Origin of the sequence: Variovorax soli (genome assembly GCF_031454625.1) — a bacterium.
Lineage (GTDB): Bacteria > Pseudomonadota > Gammaproteobacteria > Burkholderiales > Burkholderiaceae_C > Variovorax > Variovorax soli_A.
This window is the reverse complement of record NZ_JAVDRF010000014.1, coordinates 26,285-44,062: the sequence shown is the minus strand read 5'-3', so window position 1 is coordinate 44,062 and position 17,778 is coordinate 26,285. Positions and strand designations below refer to the sequence as shown.

21 protein-coding genes are annotated in these 17,778 nt (G+C 67.0%); 8 read left to right on the top strand and 13 right to left on the bottom strand.

Annotated elements, in window-relative coordinates; genetic code table 11:
- Positions 1–5 precede the first annotated feature (5 nt).
- Entirely contained in the window at positions 6–779 is a 774-nt protein-coding gene (locus tag J2739_RS24470; RefSeq protein WP_309906565.1) for a sensor histidine kinase, read from the top strand.
- A 105-nt stretch (positions 780–884) separates the two neighbouring features.
- On the opposite strand, the gene J2739_RS24465 is transcribed toward J2739_RS24470, so the two are convergent.
- From J2739_RS24465 to J2739_RS24440, 6 genes are read right to left on the bottom strand one after another with little or no spacing between them, the layout of a single operon-like run.
- On the bottom strand, positions 885–1,403 hold the full coding sequence (locus J2739_RS24465) for a hypothetical protein (RefSeq protein ID WP_309906563.1): 519 nt from the start codon (positions 1,401–1,403) through the stop codon (positions 885–887).
- A 25-nt stretch (positions 1,404–1,428) separates the two neighbouring features.
- Complete coding sequence (locus tag J2739_RS24460; protein ID WP_309906561.1) at positions 1,429–1,677, bottom strand: hypothetical protein; 249 nt, start codon at positions 1,675–1,677, stop codon at positions 1,429–1,431.
- A complete protein-coding gene (locus J2739_RS24455) occupies positions 1,677–2,429 on the bottom strand; it encodes an LOG family protein (protein ID WP_309906559.1) in 753 nt (250 codons plus the stop codon). Before J2739_RS24455 ends, J2739_RS24460 begins: the two co-directional genes overlap by 1 nt.
- Before the next feature lie 20 nt (positions 2,430–2,449).
- The gene (locus tag J2739_RS24450) at positions 2,450–2,680 is read right to left on the bottom strand and encodes a hypothetical protein (RefSeq protein ID WP_309906557.1); all 231 of its coding nucleotides are present in this window, start codon (positions 2,678–2,680) and stop codon (positions 2,450–2,452) included.
- Positions 2,681–2,716: 36 nt separating this feature from the next.
- Complete coding sequence (locus J2739_RS24445; protein ID WP_309906555.1) at positions 2,717–3,235, bottom strand: CBS domain-containing protein; 519 nt, start codon at positions 3,233–3,235, stop codon at positions 2,717–2,719.
- A 39-nt stretch (positions 3,236–3,274) separates the two neighbouring features.
- Entirely contained in the window at positions 3,275–3,700 is a 426-nt protein-coding gene (locus J2739_RS24440) for a hypothetical protein (RefSeq protein WP_309906553.1), read from the bottom strand.
- A gap of 239 nt (positions 3,701–3,939) precedes the next feature.
- Here J2739_RS24440 and J2739_RS24435 point away from each other — a divergent pair, with 239 nt between their 5' ends.
- Together J2739_RS24435 and pcm are read left to right on the top strand one after the other, a co-directional pair.
- Entirely contained in the window at positions 3,940–5,478 is a 1,539-nt protein-coding gene (locus tag J2739_RS24435; RefSeq protein WP_309906551.1) for a phospholipase D family protein, read from the top strand.
- Between the two features lie 79 nt (positions 5,479–5,557).
- The gene (pcm, locus tag J2739_RS24430) at positions 5,558–7,546 is read left to right on the top strand and encodes a protein-L-isoaspartate O-methyltransferase (protein WP_309906550.1); all 1,989 of its coding nucleotides are present in this window, start codon (positions 5,558–5,560) and stop codon (positions 7,544–7,546) included.
- Positions 7,547–7,654: 108 nt separating this feature from the next.
- On the opposite strand, the gene J2739_RS24425 is transcribed toward pcm, so the two are convergent.
- The 3 genes from J2739_RS24425 to groL are packed head-to-tail and all read right to left on the bottom strand — an operon-like array spanning position 7,655 to position 9,667.
- Entirely contained in the window at positions 7,655–7,840 is a 186-nt protein-coding gene (locus J2739_RS24425; RefSeq protein ID WP_309906548.1) for a DUF2188 domain-containing protein, read from the bottom strand.
- A 15-nt stretch (positions 7,841–7,855) separates the two neighbouring features.
- Positions 7,856–8,029 carry a S16 family serine protease gene (locus tag J2739_RS24420; RefSeq protein ID WP_309906660.1) on the bottom strand — a complete coding sequence of 58 codons (174 nt, stop codon included), beginning with the start codon at positions 8,027–8,029 and terminating at the stop codon, positions 7,856–7,858.
- A 9-nt stretch (positions 8,030–8,038) separates the two neighbouring features.
- Positions 8,039–9,667 carry a chaperonin GroEL gene (gene groL, locus J2739_RS24415; RefSeq protein WP_309906547.1) on the bottom strand — a complete coding sequence of 543 codons (1,629 nt, stop codon included), beginning with the start codon at positions 9,665–9,667 and terminating at the stop codon, positions 8,039–8,041.
- 257 nt (positions 9,668–9,924) lie between these two features.
- Here groL and J2739_RS24410 point away from each other — a divergent pair, with 257 nt between their 5' ends.
- The 3 genes from J2739_RS24410 to J2739_RS24400 all read left to right on the top strand — a co-directional run bounded on the left by J2739_RS24410 (position 9,925) and on the right by J2739_RS24400 (position 11,946).
- On the top strand, positions 9,925–10,527 hold the full coding sequence (locus tag J2739_RS24410; protein WP_309906545.1) for a nitroreductase family protein: 603 nt from the start codon (positions 9,925–9,927) through the stop codon (positions 10,525–10,527).
- Positions 10,528–10,560: 33 nt separating this feature from the next.
- Positions 10,561–10,899, top strand: a complete 339-nt coding sequence (locus tag J2739_RS24405) for an HPF/RaiA family ribosome-associated protein (RefSeq protein WP_309906543.1) — start codon at positions 10,561–10,563, stop codon at positions 10,897–10,899.
- Positions 10,900–11,109: 210 nt separating this feature from the next.
- On the top strand, positions 11,110–11,946 hold the full coding sequence (locus J2739_RS24400; RefSeq protein ID WP_309906541.1) for a class I SAM-dependent methyltransferase: 837 nt from the start codon (positions 11,110–11,112) through the stop codon (positions 11,944–11,946).
- 31 nt (positions 11,947–11,977) lie between these two features.
- On the opposite strand, the gene J2739_RS24395 is transcribed toward J2739_RS24400, so the two are convergent.
- Together J2739_RS24395 and J2739_RS24390 are read right to left on the bottom strand one after the other, a co-directional pair.
- Positions 11,978–12,511 (bottom strand): GNAT family N-acetyltransferase, encoded by a 534-nt coding sequence (locus tag J2739_RS24395; RefSeq protein ID WP_309906539.1) that lies wholly within the window; start codon positions 12,509–12,511, stop codon positions 11,978–11,980.
- A 1-nt stretch (position 12,512) separates the two neighbouring features.
- Complete coding sequence (locus J2739_RS24390; RefSeq protein ID WP_309906537.1) at positions 12,513–13,121, bottom strand: helix-turn-helix domain-containing protein; 609 nt, start codon at positions 13,119–13,121, stop codon at positions 12,513–12,515.
- A 98-nt stretch (positions 13,122–13,219) separates the two neighbouring features.
- Between J2739_RS24390 and J2739_RS24385 the strand changes: the two genes are divergently transcribed.
- Both J2739_RS24385 and J2739_RS24380 read left to right on the top strand, forming a co-directional pair.
- Positions 13,220–14,380, top strand: coding sequence for an MFS transporter (locus J2739_RS24385; RefSeq protein ID WP_309906535.1), 1,161 nt, complete (start codon positions 13,220–13,222; stop codon positions 14,378–14,380).
- Positions 14,381–14,614: 234 nt separating this feature from the next.
- Complete coding sequence (locus tag J2739_RS24380) at positions 14,615–15,637, top strand: alpha/beta fold hydrolase (RefSeq protein WP_309906533.1); 1,023 nt, start codon at positions 14,615–14,617, stop codon at positions 15,635–15,637.
- A gap of 36 nt (positions 15,638–15,673) precedes the next feature.
- Here J2739_RS24380 and J2739_RS24375 read toward each other — a convergent pair whose 3' ends face one another.
- Both J2739_RS24375 and J2739_RS24370 read right to left on the bottom strand, forming a co-directional pair.
- A complete protein-coding gene (locus J2739_RS24375) occupies positions 15,674–16,648 on the bottom strand; it encodes a Bug family tripartite tricarboxylate transporter substrate binding protein (RefSeq protein WP_309906532.1) in 975 nt (324 codons plus the stop codon).
- Between the two features lie 82 nt (positions 16,649–16,730).
- Positions 16,731–17,684 (bottom strand): 2-hydroxyacid dehydrogenase, encoded by a 954-nt coding sequence (locus J2739_RS24370; protein ID WP_309906529.1) that lies wholly within the window; start codon positions 17,682–17,684, stop codon positions 16,731–16,733.
- Positions 17,685–17,778: the final 94 nt, after the last annotated feature.

Genomic DNA, 17,778 nt, shown 5'->3' with positions numbered 1-17,778 from the left:
ATTCGATGACGACAGACGCCCGGAGCGCGCGGCAGCGCGCCATGCCATCGCGCGATCTCGCGGTGCATCTCCAGCGCGCGCGGGATAGCGAGCGCGCCCACCTGGCACGCGAACTCCATGACGAGCTCGGTGCCATTCTCACTGCCGCCAAGCTGGAACTCGCCTGCCTGCGAACGCGGTTCGGACCGACGGGCAGCGAGATCAACCAACGCTTCGAGCATCTCAACGCGACGCTCAACAGCGGGCTGGCATTGAAGAGCCGGATCGTGGAGGGCCTGTGTCCTTCCTCGCTCGCGAGAATGGGACTGCAGGCGTCGCTGGCCGCCCTCGTGCGGGACTTCAGCCAGGGCGCCGCCATTCCGGCCACCTGCACCTGGTGCGACGTCGCCCTGGCCCCTCCGACTCAGCTTGCCGTCTACCGGCTGGTGCAGGAGTGCTTGACCAACATCGGGAAGTACGCCGGTGCCAGCAGGATCGAGGTGAGCCTCCTCGACGCCGGTCGCAGTGCGGTCGTCATGGTCTTCGACAACGGCGTGGGCTTCGACGTGGCGCGGACGAATCCTGGTCAAGGTCTGGCAGGCATGCGGCAAAGGATAGCGGCCTGCGGCGGTCAGCTGCGAGTGGTGTCGTGCCCCGGCAAGGGTACGCGGATCGTGACGGTGGTCCCGAAGCTGCAGGTCGAGGCAGGCGGGACGACATGCCATCCCGGCGAGGAGGCCGAGCCCCGTCAGGTTGCAAGGCTCGTGCGAAGCGTTCAGTGCGACGAACCATCGCCTTGAGTCCACCGGCCCGACATCGAGCGACGAGAAAAGTTGTGCATCCGTCGTGCGCGCATCCTTTGCGTGACGGTCCCACAAGGCTCGAGCGAAATGCCGACTTGGGATTCATCGCTGCGCCTCGTGAAGCCGCGAGAGCCGTGCCTGGAGACGATGCCAGCCACGCTGCCGACCATCAGCGCAGTGACATCGACGAGGATCGCCGGCAACGCGACGCCGCCCGGCGAAGCCGGGTACAGCGGCGTCCAGACCGGATCGAACTTCGCCTTGTAGCGGCGCAGACCCTCGAGGCCGGCCGAGGTGTATATCCAGTAGCGCACCGCGGCTCCGGTGATCAGCGTGTTGCCGAAGTTGTTGCCCAGGGCGTTGGAGATGAATGCCGTCGCTGCAATCGACGCCCGGGGGCACGCGGCGGTTGATGAATCGCATGGCCAGCAGGTCGTAGCCGCTCAGCACCGCGTAGCCGACCACGGTCAGCGTGGCGGCCCACCCCAGCGACGCTGCCGGCATGGCCGACAAGACACCGAGCAGATCGTAGTGACGCTGCGCACGCAGCCAATCATGGAGCACCCACAGCGAAAGCGCGAAGACGACGATCCCGACGAACGGACTCGCCTTGCGCAGCAAGCGGAAGGGCGCGGCGAGCCACCGGCTAGCGTCGCACATAGAAGAACCGCTTGGCCACCTCGGCCGCCGCGACATAGGCCAGGGTCAGGACGATCATCGCAATCACCACCGCTGCGGGCAGCGGCACGAAACCCAAGACGGCTACGAACGGCAGGTACGGCAGCGCGAGCGCCGTGCGCGAGGCCACGCCGAGCACACCGCCGCCCGCAATTGCTCCATCAGCCGCCCGGGCGGGAGGCTCCAGTAGCTCCCTGCGCGGGGGAACGGCGCGCATCAGCGGCGGCACGTGCGCGAATGGGCGATGGCCGGCGTCCCGGCTTCGACCTCTGCCGCGATGCCCGCCTGCAGCAGCGCGAGCGCGCCGGCAGGATCGTCGGCGAACTGGAACAGCGCGAGGTCGCCCTGAGCGATCATGCCGTGGCGCACCAGCGCCTCGAAGTTGATGACTTCCTTCCAGTAGCTGGAGCCGTAGAGCACCACCGGGATGGGCCGCTCGATCTTCCCGGTCTGCGTGAGCGTCAGGATTTCGGTCAGTTCGTCGAGGGTACCGAAGCCCCCGGGGAAGACCACCAGGGCGCGCGCGAGATGCGCAAACCAGAGCTTGCGCATGAAGAAGTAGTGGAACTCGAGGCTCAATTCGCGGGTGACGTATCGATTGGGCCGCTGCTCGTGCGGCAGGCCGATGTTGAGGCCAATGGTCCGGCCACCTGCCTCCGAGGCGCCGCGGTTCGCCGCCTCCATGATGCCGCCGCCGCCCCCGGTGCACACGACATACCGGCGCCCGTGCGATGCCAAGTCCTTCGACCAAGTGGTGACCAGCCGCGCGAGCTCTCGCGCCGCTTCGTAGTAATGACCCAGCGGCCCGGCTGCGGCCAGCCGCGCGGAACCGAAGAACACGATCGTGTCAGCGATCCGTTGACGCTGAAACGCCTGCATCGGCCCCAGGTATTCGGCCAGGATCCGCAGCGGGCGCGCAGCTTCGCTGTTCAGGAATTCCTCGTTCCGGTAGGCGAGCGGGTGCGTCATTGCCGGCCTGTTCGCGGCGACTACGACCTCTTGCACACGATCTCCGGCCAGAGCGCGCTCGACCGGGGGTTGTAGTGCCAGAGGATCTTGATGATCTTCGCCTTGCCCTTGGCCTCGTGCTCGACGTCGGCATCCTCGGGGATCACGAGGGTCTGTCCGACTTTCGGAAATGGTCCCGCGTAGGGATGATGCGTCGTGCCGACCTGCACCTCGCAGGCTCTTCTTCCCGAGATCTGGATCGTGATCTTCATGAAGCTTTCCCGAAACCGGAGCCGGCCGTCATTCCGTCACTTCGTCCAGCCTGCGGTGCCGACGGCCGGAACGCGCAAGGGCATCGGCTGGGGCGGCTGCGGGGCGCCTTTGGTTTCGGCGACCTCGCGCTCGATGCCGCTGCGAATCACTGCGACGAGGCTGGCCAGTTCCTTTGCGCTTGCGTCCATCAGGTCGTCGAGCGAGACGATGCCGGTCACGCGCTTCTCGGCGTCGGTGACCAGCACGCGCCGTACGCCATAGGCCTGCATCACGGCCATGGCGCCGGCCATGTCGGCTTCTTCAGGGACGCTGGCGATATTCTCGCTCGCCAGGTCGCCGATCTTGATGCCGGCAGTCTCCAGCCCGCGCGCCAGCACGTCGATCACAAGGTCGCGGTCGGTGACGATGCCGCTCACCGAGGGGCCTGCCGGCGTCTGGCTGGTGACGATCAGGGCGCCGACGTGGTGTTCCCGCATCAGGCCGGCGGCCTGGGCGAGCGTGCTGTTGCTGTCCAAGGCGATCATGCGGCGCGTGCAGATGGAACCGATGTTCATGCGTTTCTCCCGAAGGGGTGGGACGGGGCGATCGTCGTTTCAGGGCTCGCCGGCGGCGGGCCAATAGAGGGTGGCCTGGGTGGCGCCCTTGCCGACGCGAAGGGTCTTGGTGCGCGTGAGCCCCGCATAGGTCGCCACGACGCGGTAGACGCCCGGACTCAGCGCCACGTAGAACAGGGGACCGCAATCCGCGAATGGGCCCCAGGGCGCGCTCCGCCCCTCGGGCTCGATGGTGACGGTGACACCCGCGAGATAGGCGCCGGTCTGGGCCTCGGCGAAGGTCAGGCGCAGGTTGTACAAGCCCTGCTTCGACTGCATTTCCTGTTGGCCTTCGTCGCTGATGCCTCCGCTGGAATGCGAGCCGGGCGCGAGCACGGGTAGCAGGGCGGCGGGCGCGGATTGCGATGAAGCTTGCAGCGTCACCAGCGCGGCAGCGACGAGGAGGGCGGATCTGCGAATGTTCATGGGGGATGTCCTCCGGGTTCCATGTGGCGCCATTCTTGGGACAAGGAGTCCGCGCGCGGTTGCGCCAGATCAACAACGGAGCGCTTCGACGGGAAACACGGTGCCCATGGACAGGGGTCGCAATCGCCCTGGCGCCGCGCCTGCGAATGCCTTGACGCAGCGCAAGGCGCGGCGCGCCGGGCGGTGCAAGCATGCAGCCCATGGAGCGCCCTTGCGCAAGACCGGGGTGGGTCGGTCGAATGGTCACGTTCGCCCTCGGCGTGCTGCTGGGCGGTTGTGCACTGCTGCCGATGGAGGCGCCGCGGCCTGCCTCGTATGCGATCGACCGTCCGGAGCAGACATTCCTGGGACGCGCATTCGCCGACCAGCTCCCGGCCGGTGAATCGGGTTTCCGCCTGCTCGTGTCGGGCGAAGAGGCCTTCGCGGCGCGCGCGGCGCTTGCGGAGGCGGCGCAGCGCTCGCTGGACCTGCAGTACTACGTCGTTGCCCGGGACACGACGGCCACGATGCTCCTCTACCGTGCCCTGCGCGCGGCGCAGCGCGGCGTGCGGGTCCGCCTGCTCCTGGATGATTTGTATGCGGCCGGCCGGGATCGCGATCTCGCCACGCTGGCGGCACATCCCAACGTGCAGGTCAGGGTGTTCAATCCCTTTCCCCACCGCGGTTCCTTTGGGATGCTGCAGTGGCTGGACTTCCTCGGCGACGGGGCGCGCCTGAACCGTCGCATGCACAACAAGCTTTGGATCGCCGACAACGCGGTGGCCGTGCAGGGCGGGCGGAACCTGGGCGACGCCTACTTCAACGTGCGCAGCTCCGGCGGCTTCGCGGACCTCGACGTGCTGGCTGCCGGGCCTGTGGTGGCGCAGGTGTCGCGCAGTTTCGACGAGTACTGGAACAGCGAATGGGCCATCCCGATCGCGGCATTCCTGGGCGATCCGCCGGCGGCCGGCGAGGCCCATCGGCTGTACGCGGAAATGGCCGCGCATGCGGAGCGTTTTCGCCAGACGGACTATGTGCAGCGGTTGCGTGCCATGGATTTCTGGCGGGAGGTGCGCGGCGGCAGGCTGGCGCTCGTCGCCGCGCCAGGAACGGTTCTCTACGACGCACCGGGCAAGGGAAACGACGCAGCCACGGAGGGCGGGCAGATCGCTGCCGGAATGCGGCCGATCGTCGAGGGAGCGCGCCAAGAGGTGCTCCTCGTTTCGCCGTATTTCATCCCCAGCGAGCGAGGCGTTGCAGTCCTTTGCGGACTGGCGCGGAGGTCGGTGCGCGTGAGGGTGCTCACCAATTCACTGGCTTCCACCGATGTCCCGCTCGTTCATTCGGGCTACGCCCGCTACCGGCCGCGACTGTTGGCATGCGGGGTCGAGCTGCACGAATACCTCCCCGCCCTCAGGGCGGCGGGCAGCGCACGCCCAGGCCTGTCGTCCGGGGCCAGCCTGCACGCCAAGACCATCGTGGTCGACCAGCGCTGGGTGCTGATCGGCTCCATGAACCTGGACCCGCGCTCCCGGTCTGCGAACACGGAGATCGCCGCGCTGATCGAGAGCGAAGCGCTGGGACAGGAACTCGGAATCCTTTTCGAGGAGTCGACGGCCCTCGGCCTGGCATACCGCGTCGAACTTGCGGAGCCCGGCGCCGGCGACGCCGCGCAGGTCGTCTGGCATGGCCTCGTGGACGGCAGGCCGGTGCGCTATGCCAGCGAGCCGTTGGCCGCCGGCTGGCGCCGGCTCATCGCCGAGTTGCTGGGCAGGTTTGCCCCTGAGGACTTGCTGTGACGGCAGCCAGGCCCGGAGCGCACGGCCCTCGGCACCCAGGCCCGTCTCACGCAGGAAACCAAAGCGATGGAGAGGTTTCATGATGCCGATCGACTTCAATCAGCTTCGAGTCGCCATGGTCGACGACCAGATCGCAGGGCGGGGCGTGCGGGACCCGAAGGTCCTGGAGGTGATGCGCGTAGTGCCTCGAGAGATCTTCGTGCCGGAACCGCTGCGCGAGTTTGCCTACGAGGACTCGGCGCTTCAGGTCGATGCAGAGCAGACGATCCCGCAGCCCTACCTCGTCGCTGTGATGACGGAGGCCCTCTCGATCGGCATTCGCGCGAACGTGCTGGAGATCGGCACCGGCACGGGCTACACGACCGCGGTGCTTTCGCGGCTGGCCCGCAGCGTCTGTACCGTAGAGACCAGCGCCGCGACGGCGGCCAGGGCGGCGAACGCACTCCTGGCGCTGGGCTGCACCAACGTCCACTTCCTCCATGGCGACGAGAGCCACCGTTTCGCTCAGCACGCGCCCTTCGACGCCATCATGGTCAATGCCCCCGGCCCGCACGTGCCGCAAGCGCTCGGGCAGCAATTGGCGATCGGGGGGCGGCTGGTCATGTCCGTGGGCATCGACCCGGCCGTTCGGGAACTGGTCCGCGTGACGCGGGTGTCGGAGAGCGAATTCCGGACCGAGGACCTGGCGGACATCCGCGTCGCCGTTTCGGCCGCCGGATCGTTGCGGATCTCGACCCGTCGAAACAGAGGCGGCGCGCGCGGCTCGCCGGACATGCGACTGGCGAAGGCGGTCGCGGCGGGCTGCGAACGGTTCGACACGGTCGACTCGGTGGAGCTTGGCCCGCTGCTGGAGCGTATCGGCAACGCCCGCGTGGTGCTCATGGGCGAGGCGACGCACGGCACGTCGGAGTTCTATCGCATGCGCGAACGCATCTCGCGCGAGCTGATCGTGCGCAAGAACTTCAACTTCATCGCCATCGAAGGCGACTGGCCCGACGCCGCGCGGATCGACCGCTACGTGCGCCACGGACGGCACCGTCCGGCGAGATGGACGGCGTTCGCCCGCTTCCCGGCGTGGATGTGGCGCAACCAGGAGGTGCGCGGCTTCGTCGACTGGCTGCGTGAGCACAATGCAGGCCTCGGCACAGCCGAACGGGTGGCATTCCATGGCCTCGACCTCTACAGCCTGTACAACTCGATCCATTCGGTGGTCGGCTACCTGGAAGAGATCGATCCCCCGACCGCCGGCATCGCGCGGCAGCGCTACGGCTGCCTGACGCCGTGGCAGTCCGACCCCGCCAGCTACGGCTACGCAGCGCTGAACGCGAGGTACCGAAGCTGCGAGCAGGAGGTGGTCTCGATGCTCGGCGATCTGCTGCACCGGCAGCCGATCTACACGGGACACGACGGCGAGCGCTTTCTCGATGCGGTGCAGAACGCGCGGCTCGTCGCCGACGCGGAGCGCTACTACCGGACGATGTACTACGGCTCGCGCGCGTCGTGGAACCTGCGCGACAGCCATATGTTCGAGACGCTCGAGGATCTCCTGAGTTTTCATGGCCCGGCCAGCAAGGCCATCGTCTGGGCGCACAACTCCCACGTCGGCGATGCGAGGGCCACCGAGATGTCGCGACGCGGCGAGCACAACATCGGCCAGCTGTGCCGGCAGGCATTCGGGAGTGCGGCCTGCCTGATCGGCTTCGGCACGGACAGCGGCACGGTGGCGGCAGCCAGCGACTGGGATGGGCCGATGGAGGTCAAGACGATCCGGCCCTCGGTCGCGGGCAGCTACGAACGCCTGTGCCACGAGGCGGAGGTCGCGAACTTCATCCTTCCGCTGCGCGGCCCTGCGTCCGCGGCCCTGCTGGACAGCCTTTCGCAGCCGCGGCTGGAACGGGCCATCGGCGTCCTGTACCGTCCCCAGACCGAACTGCAGAGCCATTATTTCCAGGCGGTCCTGCCGCGCCAGTTCGACGAGTACATCTGGTTCGACCAGACCCGCGCCGTCAAGCCCCTGGATACGGAGACCATCGAAGGGCTGCCGGAAACCTATCCGTTCGGGCTGTGACGGGTGGGGGCGAGTCTTCAGCCCGAGCCCGTCGCCACCCGCATCGCATCGGCGGAGCCCAGGTGCTCGTGCAGCATGGGAGCTGGTTCAGATCGGTCAGGAGGGCAGTCATCGCCGGTACCTCGTCTCAAGGTGCTGCGCCCATTTCTTCGCCTTCGCGATTCCGATCCGGATGGCCTTGCCGTCGTCGCAGCCCTCGGCGAGCAGTGCATTCGCGATCTCGATGGCCTTCAAGCGCACCGCGGGCGGCAGTCTGCGCATCGAGACGGGATAACGATCGGGTGTCCAGGGCATCGTCGGCTCCGAGATTCAGACCAGGTTGACTTCGGGTGCCGGCCTGCGCGCGCCGGCTTCGGCCAGTGCTGCGCGCACCGCGTCGTCCACCAGCGCGACGAACTGCAGGGTGGCGCGCACGCTCTCGGGCACGTCGCGCAGATCCTTGAGGTTGCGTGCCGGGAGCAGCACGGTGGCGAGGCCGGAGATGCGGGTGGGTCAGTACAGATCGGGGTCAAGACCCTGGCGCGCGTCTGCCGGCGCCTTCTTGGGCGCGTTCGCCACCATGCAGTCCGTGGTCAGCACCAGGCTGGCGATCGACGCGGCGTTCTGCAGCGCCAGGCGTGTCACCTTGGCAGGGTCGATGACGCCCATCTCCAGCATATCGCCGTACTGGCGCGTCGCGGCGTTGTAGCCGTAGCTTCGCAGCGTCGAAGCATCGACCTTGTCCAGCACGATGGACGGTTCATCGGCCGCGTTGCCGACGATGCGTCTCAACGGTTCCTCGAGCGCGCGCTGCACGATCTTGATGCCCGAGGCCTGGTCCAGGTTGGGAGCCGGCAGATCCGCCAGTTCGTGCCGCGCGCGCAGCAGCGCGACGCCGCCGCCCGGAACGATGCCCTCCTCGACGGCGGCACGCGTCGCGTGCAGCGCATCCTCGACGCGAAGCTTGCGTTCCTTCAGCTCGGTCTCGGTCGCTGCGCCAACCTTGATCAATGCCACGCCACCCGAGAGCTTGGCGATGCGCTCGTCCAGCTGCTTGCGGTCGTACTCGCTGGTCTGCGCGTCGCGCTCCTTGCGGATGGCGGCGACGCGATCGCGAATGGCTTGCGCATCACCCGCACCACCGATGATCGTCGTGCTTTCCTTCTCGATCACCACGCGGCGCGCACGGCCCAGGTTGTCGATCGTCGCCTTCGCGAGGGTCAGCCCGAGTTCGTTCGAGATGACCTGCCCGCCGGTCAGGACGCCCATGTCCTGCAGCATCGCCTTGCGACGGTCGCCGAAGCCGGGCGCCTTCACGGCGCAGGTCTTCACGACGCCGCGAACGCTGTTGACGACCAGCGTGGCCAGCGCGTCGGCGTCCACGTCCTCGGCGATCACCAGCAGCGGCGCTCCCGACTTCGCCGTCGCTTCGAGCAGCGGCACCAGGTCGTTGAAGCTCGAGAGCTTGTGGTCGCACAGCACGATCAGCGCATCCTCCAGCACTGCCGCCTGCTTCTCGGCGTTGTTGACGAAGTAGGGCGACAGATAGCCGCGGTCGAACTGAAGTCCCTCGACGACCTCCAACTCGCTGACGAGTCCGGAACCATCCTCGATCGAAACGGCACCATCACGGCCCACTTTGTCCATCGCGTTGGCGATGAGATCGCCGATGGAGCGATCGTTGTTGGCGGAGATGGCTGCCACGTGCGCGATCTCCTGGGAGGTCGTGCTGGGTTGGGAGATCGCCTTCAGCTCGCGCACGACTTTCTCGACGGCGAGATCGATGCCGCGCTTCAGGTCCATCGGATTCATGCCGGCGGCGAGATACTTCAGGCCCTCCTGGATCATGGCGTGCGCGAGCACGGTGGCGGTCGTGGTGCCGTCGCCCGCCATTTCGCTGGTGCGCGCCGCGACCTCTCGCAGCAGCTGGGCACCCATGTTCTCAAAGCGGTCTTCCAGTTCGATCGACTTGGCGACGACCACGCCCGAATTGACGATCTGGGGCGCGCCGTACTCGTTGTCGATGATCACGGTGCGTCCCCGGGGTCCCAGAGTCACCTTCACCGCGTCGGCGAGCGTATCCACGCCGCGCCGGATCTTTTCACGGGCGTCTTCCCGAAAAAGCAACTTCTTGGCTGTCATGCTGGATCTCCAGTGGTCGCGACGACATGTCGCCCTTGGCTTTCAGGAGCCGAACGGTAAGCCCACCGGGCGCGCCGCGACTTGATCGTGCGCAAGTCACGGCCACGCGGCTGCTCATTCGCCGGAAACTGCGAAGCAGTTGCGCTGCATCAAGGTATGGGCCGCCGCCTTGCGCGATCCTGATCGCCCACTCGGGCATCAGATGGCGAACCGGTGAGATGTCCGCGCATGCAGCCAGTGTTCCGAGGAGTCACTCGATGTCCACCATTCCATTGAATCTAGAAAGCGATATCGTGGTGCTGCCTTATCCAGCCCTGTCGCAACACCTTTCCCTCGATCAGGCATTCAAGAAGCGGTGCAGCACGCGCGCGTTCCTGGATGACACGTTGACGCTGGACGCGATGTCCGCCTTGCTCTGGGCCGCGTTCGGCGTCAATCGGGAACAGCAGGGGGGGCGCACCGCGCCATCGGCACACGGCTGGAAGGAGATCGATATCTACGTGGTGTTGGCCGAAGGCGCTTACAGATACGAGCCTCGCATGCACCGCCTGCTCCTGGTCAGGGCCGAAGACGTGCGCAAGTGCGCGGGCACGCAGGATTTCGTCGCGGCCGCGCCAGTCAATCTCGTCTACGTCGCGGATCTCGCGCGCATGGTGGAAGTCCGGGAGGAGGATCGGCCCTTCCTGGCCGGCGCCGATGCCGGCTGCATCGCACAGAACGTGTATCTCTATTGCGCCGCGGCGGGCCTGGCGACGGTGGTGCGTGCGCTGATCGATCGACGGCGTCTCGCGCATGCGCTCGGCCTGCCGATCAACCAGCGCATCACCCTGGCGCAGACCGTCGGCTATGCGAAGCTCTGAGGAAGGCGTCCGATGAAACAACCCCTCGAGATCATGTTCCTCGGCATGGAAGCGTCCCCGGCCGTCGCGTCGGTGGCGCGCGTGAAGGCGCTGAAGCTCGATCAGTTCTGTGCCGACATCATCGCGTGCAAGTTGAGCATCGAACTGATGGACAAGCACCACCAACAGGGCCGCCGCTTCGCCGTGCGCATCGATGTCACGATGCCGGGGCGGGAATTGAACATCAGCCGCGTCAACGATGAGGATGTCTATATCGCCTTGCGCGATGCGTTCGACGGCATGAAGCGCCAGGTCGAAGATGCGGTGCGGCAGGCCCGGCGCCGGCGCGGCGGCAGCGGCCACGGCACCGAAGAAGAAGCGCATCCGCCATGATGATTTCCCTCGCCCTGCGTGGCATGCTCGAGGACATCAGCGTGCGCGCCGGCGCCTCGTTCTCGGTGCGCCTGCCCGATGGCAGTGGTCTGGCGGTCGGTCCCCGGGAGCCCATGTTCACGATCGTGTTCCGGACCGAACCGGCGCTGCTGGCCACTGCGACGCGGGGCCATATCGGACTGATGGAGGCCTACTTCGCAGGTCGAATGGTTGCGCGCGGAGATCGTGCGCCGTGGCCTCGGAGCGAAGCTCTGGATTCCCAGCCTCGCGTTGGAGCGCGCCGGTCTGGAGGTCGTGGACATCGAAAACCTGCGGCGGCACTACGCCCCCACGCTGGACGCCTGGGTTGAGCGCTTCGAACAGCGATGGGATGCCATCACGGCCGGCGGTGCAGTGGCCGGCGTCGGCATCGAAGCCACCTCATTTGGCCAAGGGCTGGTGCACCACACCCTGCGCGAACTCGACGTGCTGCTGCCCGACGGCAGTATCGTCACCTGCACGCCGGACAACGAGCACCGGGATCTCTTCTTCGGCTTTCCCAATTCGTACGGTTCCCTGGGCTATGCACTGCGGCTGGTGCTCGAGACGGTGCCGGTGAAGCCCTGCGTGCGAGTCGAGCACCTGCGCTTCGGGCAAGCCGATACTTTCTTCGCCGCGCTGGAGCAGCACTGCGCAGGCGATGCGGACTTCATCGACGGCGTGGTTTTCGATTCGCATGCGCTGGTGCTCAACCTCGCGCGCTTCATCGACGAGGCGCAGGCGCCTTCGCTCAGCGACTATGGCTTCGAGCGCATCTATTACCGCCCGCTGCTCGACACGCCGGTCGACCACTTGGCGGTGCGCGACTACATCTGGCGCTGGGACACCGATTGGTTCTGGTGCTCGAAGAATGTCGGCGCCCAGAACCCGCTGCTGCGCCGCCTGGTGTTCGGCCGCTCGCGCCTCAACTCGCGGACCTACACACGGCTCATGCGGTGGAACGCACGTTGGGGCATCACCCGCAGGCTGGCGCGGTTGCAGCTCAGTCTGCTTGGGGACGGGCCATGACGATCAGCCCTGTCCATGGAGCCATGCGCTTTCAGTCTTGCAGCACGCGGTAGAAGAAGGTGGTGTCGCAGTGCCCACCCTGCGGCAGCAGGGCGTATCCCGGAATCGTTCCGCAGCGCTGCCAGCCGCAGCGTGCATAGAGCCGCTCGGCGTCGCTGCTCGAAGTGTCGAGCACCAGCAGCGATTTGCCGCACGCGCGCGCCACCTGCTCGGCCGCCTGCATCAGCGCATCGCCCCAGCCGCGGCGCCGAGCCCTGGAATGCACCAGCATCTTTGCGATCTCCGCGCGGTGCGGCTGATTCTCCGGCAGCGCGAGCACCAACTGGACCGTGCCGACGATGCCGTCGGCGTCTTCGGCCACCAGCAGCGCGCGTTCGCCGCGTGCCACGCTTTCGGCCACGCCACGCCAGAAGGCGAGCGCCTTCGGCGCGGGCAGGGGCTGCATGAAACTTACCGAAGCGCCGCTTTCCACGCAATCGATCAGCAGCGCCGCCAATGCCTGCAGTTGGGCCTCGGTCGGGGACTCGAGGCGGCGCACGCCGGCAGCAGGGGTGTTCATGGGCATCTCATCTCCTCAGCACAGGCTGGCTGGTGATCACGACGGCATAGCGCGCTGCCTTGCGCGTCGGATTGTGGTAGCTCACCGGCCGGTCCAGCACCAGCGCCAAGCAGTCGCCCGTGCCGAGTCGGTGCAGGTCCTCGCCGACGGTGATCTCGATGGTGCCGTCCAGCACCCAGACCTGCTGGTCGATGCGCGTCTCGCGCGCGCCGGACTCGTAGGCCACGCGCGCCTTGGGCGGAAAGAACACCTCGACGATCTGGATCGGCGAGGCCACGCCGCTGGGGGATACATTTCTCCGCACATAGCCGGAATGGGGGTCGCGCCACTCGGGCTGGTCGGCCAGGCGCGCCACCGGCTCCGGGCCAGGCTCGGGCGCGTCGAACAGGGCGGCCAGCGCCACGCCCAGCCCGGTCGCCAACCTTTCAAGCAGCACGGCCGTGGGGCTGCTCTCGCCGCGTTCGATGAGCGAGATCATCGAACGGCTCACACCGCAGTGCGCCGCCAATGCATCCAGTGACAGACCGCGGGCCGCGCGCAGATCCCGGACGCGGCGCGCGATGCGCGCTGCGAGTTCCTCGGGGGGCGATTCCTTCATGGTGGACAGAATATCCATGATGATGGATAGCGCGTCAAGCAAAGCAGGGCATTGCGTGGACCCACGGCGCCCTCGAGCGTATACATGCCACCATGCGAATGCCCCAGCCTCACGCCTTGCGCGCATTCATCCTTCTCTATGTGCTGATGTACGCTTCATTTGGCGTGGCGTCGCCTTTCTGGCCTCGTTTTTTTGAAACGCGAGGGATGTCACCCGAGCAGATCGGGGTTCTCCTGGGGCTGGGCACCGTCGTACGTCTGATTGCCGGACCGGTCGCGGGGCGCATGGCCGATCGGTGGCAGCGATTGCGTCAGGTACTGGCCGCGTCTGCCGCCCTTGCCGCCTGCCTTGCGTTCGGCCTTCCTTGGATCGGCGGGTTCTGGATTTTTCTGATCGTCCACCTGTGCCATGGCGCTGCGCTGACGCCAACCACCTCGCTTGCCGATGCCCTGGCGTTGGATGCTTCGAAATCGCGCGCTCCAGGAAAGGCCTTCGATTATGGCTGGGTACGAGGTTCGGCATCGGCTGCCTTCGTGTTCGGAACGCTTGCCGCCGGCCAGGTGATCGGCTGGGCGACACTCACATCCATTGCATGGATGCATGGCGCCCTGCTTCTGCTCGCAGCAGCAAGCACCATCCTGCTGCCCACGCCGCACAACCACGTCAAGGCAGCCTCTGAACCATCATCCGCCAGAGCCATCGGACAGCTCATCGGGATCGTCGCGTTCCGGCGCATGGTCCTCATCGCGGCCCTGGTTTACGGCAGCCATGCGATGCATGACGCATTCGCGGTCATCCGGTGGAATGCGGCCGGCGTGAGTTCGACCACGATCAGTCTCCTGTGGTCGGAGGCCGTCATTGCGGAGGTGGTGGTCTTCGTCCTGATCGGACCTCGATGGGTCGATGCGCTCGGCCCGAGCGGTGCAGCCGCCATTGCGTGCGCAGCGGCTGTTCTGCGATGGCTCGTGGTGGGGTCCTCGACCCATCCTGCAGCGCTTGCGATCGTTCAGCCCTTGCATGGACTGACCTTTGCACTTCTGCACCTTGCTTGTATGCGCCTGATAGGCACTGCCGTGCCTCGGCATCTTGCCGCTACAGGACAGGCCATCTATGCACTCGGACCGGCGCTGCTCACAGCGTTGCTGACGCTGTCATCCGGCGTCCTGTATGCGCGGCTCGGAGCCGGCGCCTTCCTGCTGATGGCGCTGCTGCCGGCCCTTGCTTTGCCGCTGTGCTCGCGATTGAAAACGCCACCTCCGCTTCGAAGCGAGGAATAGGGCCGGTGGCGCCGACTGGCGTTCCCATGACAGCGTGGCCGTCTTCGTGAGATCGCTGAGCTTCGGCCTGCCGGGCGCCGCGATTGAAATTTAGTGTTAACGAAGCCGGCCCGGATACAGAGGCATACGCAAGCCGGTCGCCAGGCCGCCTTCGCGCAGAACAATCGCGCGGTCGGTTCGGAAAGCGCACGCGGTCCGGCTGACGACCAACACTTCGGATTTCAGGAGATCTCAATGACCGCTTCCCGACAGCTGCCCCGCCGTTCGTTCCTCGGCAAGGCGGCGCTCGGCATTGCCGCCGCCCAGCTGACTTCAATCGTGCCCGCTTTCGCGCAATCGGCCGCGACAGGCAACGCCAAGCGCCTCGAGCCGCTCAAGAACATCGAGGCCGGCAGCCTCAGCATCGGGTATTTCGAGGCAGGGCCGGCCGATGGTGCCCCCGTGATCCTTCTTCACGGCTGGCCCTACGACATCCACATGTTCGTCGACGTCGCACCGCGGCTGGCCGCCGCGGGCTTCCGCGTCATCGTGCCGTATCTGCGCGGGTACGGAAGCACACGCTTCCTGTCGGCCGAGACGCCGCGCAACGGGCAGCAGTCGGTGGTCGCCGCCGACATCCTCGCGCTGATGGATGCGCTGAAGATCCAGGTCGCCACCGTCGCCGGTTGCGACTGGGGCGCGCGCACGGCGTGCATCATGGCCGCGCTGTGGCCGGAGCGCGTGAAGGCGCTGGTGTCGGTCAGCGGCTACCTGATCGGCAGCCAGGAGGCCGGCAAGACCCCGCTGCCGCCGCAGGCCGAGTTGCAATGGTGGTACCAGTACTACTTCGCGACCGAGCGCGGCCGCGCGGGCTACGAGAAGAACCGCCACGACTTCGCCAAGCTCATCTGGCAGCTCGCATCGCCGAAGTGGAACTTCGATGCGGCCACCTTCGAGCGCAGCGCCGTGGCGTTCGACAACCCCGACCACGTCGCCATCACGGTCCACAACTACCGCTGGCGCCTCGGCCTTGCCGACGGTGAGGCGAAGTACGAGGCGCTCGAGCGCCGGCTGGCCAAGGCACCGGCGATCGGCGTGCCGACGATCACGCTCGAAGGCGATGCCAACGGTGCGCCCCATCCCGAACCCGCCGCCTATGCGAAGAAGTTCACGGGGCGCTACGAGCATCGCCTGGTCAGCGGTGGCATCGGCCACAACCTGCCGCAGGAAGCGCCCGAGGCCTTCGCCAAGGCCGTGATCGACGTGGCGCGCGGGTGAATCGGCGCGAGGCGGAGCGGCGATGGCCGGCTGGCCTCATTCCGGTTGAATGCCCGCCTGCTTGACGACCTTGCCCCACTTGGCGAGGTCGGACTTGATCAGCGCGGCGTACTCCTGCGGCGTTCCGCCCTGGATCTCGATGCCGGCAGCCTCCAGCTTGGACCGCACATCGGGCAGCTTCAGCGCAGCGTTGATTTCGGCGTTGAGCTTGGCGACGATCGCCGAGGGCGTGCCGGCGGGCGCCAGAAACCCGCCGTTCGTATTGGCGTCGTAGCCTTTGAAGCCCTGTTCGTCCGCCGTCGGTACGTCCGGCAGCGACGTCGTTCGCTTGCGGGTCGACACCGCGATCGCGCGCGCATTGCCGGCCTTCACTTGCGACTGGATGGCGCTGATCGTGTCGATGTAGAGCGCGGTGCGTCCGGCCAGAAGATCGGGATGGGCGGCGGCGGAGCCCTTGTACGGCACCAGCAGCATCTGCACGCCGCTCGCCATGCGGAACATCTCGGCCGCCATTTCCTGTGCGCTGCCGCGGCCGGAGGTGGCGACCTTGGCCTCGTCGGGATGGGCCTTCATCCAGGCCACGAACTCGGGCAGTGTCCTGGCGGGTATTTGCGGGTAGATGGCGAACACCAGTGGAACCTCGTGGGTGTACACGATGGGCTCGAAGCTCTTCTCCGGGTCCCAGCCGAGGTTCTTGAACAGGAACTTGTTGATGTTGTGGCTGCCGCCCACGATGCCGATCGTGTAGCCATCGGGCGCTGACTTCGCGAGCACGTCCGTGCCGAGGTTGTTGGACGCACCGGGCCGGTTGTCGACGACCACCGGCTGACCCATCGACACCGCCAGCTTGTCTCCGACGACGCGGGCGATGGTGTCGATGGCGCCGCCCGGCGGGGCCGGCACGATGATCTTGATGGCGTGGGTCGGGTACGCCTGGGCGGACGCGAAGTTCGGCATCACGGCCAGGGATGCCGAGAAGGCCAGGGTCTTGAACAGGGTTGCGAGTTGCATGGGTGTCTCTCTTGTCGGTAGGTGAATCGTCATGAAGCCGTGGCGCGCTCATCGCGGACCATGGCGCGCACTCGCACGGGCCTCAGGTGGTGAGGCTCATCGCCGGGCGTTCTCCAGCCAGCGCCTGCGCGATGCTTTCGAGCACCATCTCGCCCATCGCGGTCCGGGTCTCCCAGGTGGCGCTGGCGCGGTGGGCCTGAAGGGTCACGCGGTCGGACTGCCGCAGCGCCAGGGGGACCCTGGGTTCGTCGACGAACACGTCCAGCCCCGCACCGGCAATGCGGCCGGCCGTCAGCGCCTTGGTCAGGTCGTCCTCGTCGACCAGGCGGCCGCGCGCGACGTTGACCAGGAAACCGCGTGGTCCCAGGGCCTCGAGCACGGCCGCGTTGACGATGCCTTGGGCCGTGTCCGCCGCTGCACACAGCACCAGCGCGTCGGAGTTCCGCGCAAGGTCCAGCAGGTTCGGCACAAAGCTGTGAGCAACGTCGTCCATCGCGCGCAAGTCGGTGTAGGCGATCGGGCAGCCGAAGGCCGCGGCCCGCGCGGCGACGGCACGCCCCACACGGCCCATGCCGACGATGCCCACGCGCATGCCGCTGAAGCGCCGGGCCAGCGGAATGGCGCCCGGCTGGGGGAAGCGCTCCCACTGGCCGTCGCGCACGAAGCGGTCCCCGGCGCACAGGTTTCGGCAAGTGGCGATCAGCAGTCCGATCGCGAGATCGGCCACGTCCTCGGTCAGCGCTCCCAAGGTTGCCGTGACGGGCAGACCACGGGCGCGACAGTACGCCAGGTCCACGGCATCGGTGCCGACGCCGTTGATCGCCACGACCTTGAGGGCAGGCAGCTGTTCCAGCATGCCGCGCGAAATGCCGGTGTGCCCCCCGGTGATCACTGCGTCGATCGATGCGCCATGTTCACGCAGCCAGGCCTCCCGCGTCGATGCCTCGAAGCATGGGTGCACGGTGTAGCGCGCGGCGAGCTGGTCGTTGATCGCAGGGATCAGGATCGGATTGAGTTGCAGAACCTGGGGTTTCATAGGGAGGTGGTTCAACGGCACGGCGGCCTCATGGGTTTCGAGGCTGGCGCCTTCAGGAATGGATGCATGCTAGTAAATGCTTGATGCAATCGTC

What these genes read in the sequence shown, in the direction of transcription:
- J2739_RS24470 (WP_309906565.1), top strand. Translation starts at nt 6, where the DNA reads ATGACGACAGACGCCCGGAGCGCGCGGCAGCGCGCCATGCCATCGCGC.
- J2739_RS24460 (WP_309906561.1), bottom strand. Translation starts at nt 1,677, where the DNA reads ATGCGCGCCGTTCCCCCGCGCAGGGAGCTACTGGAGCCTCCCGCCCGG.
- J2739_RS24455 (WP_309906559.1), bottom strand. Translation starts at nt 2,429, where the DNA reads ATGACGCACCCGCTCGCCTACCGGAACGAGGAATTCCTGAACAGCGAA.
- J2739_RS24450 (WP_309906557.1), bottom strand. Translation starts at nt 2,680, where the DNA reads ATGAAGATCACGATCCAGATCTCGGGAAGAAGAGCCTGCGAGGTGCAG.
- J2739_RS24445 (WP_309906555.1), bottom strand. Translation starts at nt 3,235, where the DNA reads ATGAACATCGGTTCCATCTGCACGCGCCGCATGATCGCCTTGGACAGC.
- J2739_RS24440 (WP_309906553.1), bottom strand. Translation starts at nt 3,700, where the DNA reads ATGAACATTCGCAGATCCGCCCTCCTCGTCGCTGCCGCGCTGGTGACG.
- J2739_RS24435 (WP_309906551.1), top strand. Translation starts at nt 3,940, where the DNA reads ATGGTCACGTTCGCCCTCGGCGTGCTGCTGGGCGGTTGTGCACTGCTG.
- pcm (WP_309906550.1), top strand. Translation starts at nt 5,558, where the DNA reads ATGATGCCGATCGACTTCAATCAGCTTCGAGTCGCCATGGTCGACGAC.
- J2739_RS24425 (WP_309906548.1), bottom strand. Translation starts at nt 7,840, where the DNA reads ATGCCCTGGACACCCGATCGTTATCCCGTCTCGATGCGCAGACTGCCG.
- groL (WP_309906547.1), bottom strand. Translation starts at nt 9,667, where the DNA reads ATGACAGCCAAGAAGTTGCTTTTTCGGGAAGACGCCCGTGAAAAGATC.
- J2739_RS24410 (WP_309906545.1), top strand. Translation starts at nt 9,925, where the DNA reads ATGTCCACCATTCCATTGAATCTAGAAAGCGATATCGTGGTGCTGCCT.
- J2739_RS24405 (WP_309906543.1), top strand. Translation starts at nt 10,561, where the DNA reads ATGTTCCTCGGCATGGAAGCGTCCCCGGCCGTCGCGTCGGTGGCGCGC.
- J2739_RS24395 (WP_309906539.1), bottom strand. Translation starts at nt 12,511, where the DNA reads ATGCCCATGAACACCCCTGCTGCCGGCGTGCGCCGCCTCGAGTCCCCG.
- J2739_RS24390 (WP_309906537.1), bottom strand. Translation starts at nt 13,121, where the DNA reads ATGGATATTCTGTCCACCATGAAGGAATCGCCCCCCGAGGAACTCGCA.
- J2739_RS24380 (WP_309906533.1), top strand. Translation starts at nt 14,615, where the DNA reads ATGACCGCTTCCCGACAGCTGCCCCGCCGTTCGTTCCTCGGCAAGGCG.
- J2739_RS24375 (WP_309906532.1), bottom strand. Translation starts at nt 16,648, where the DNA reads ATGCAACTCGCAACCCTGTTCAAGACCCTGGCCTTCTCGGCATCCCTG.
- J2739_RS24370 (WP_309906529.1), bottom strand. Translation starts at nt 17,684, where the DNA reads ATGAAACCCCAGGTTCTGCAACTCAATCCGATCCTGATCCCTGCGATC.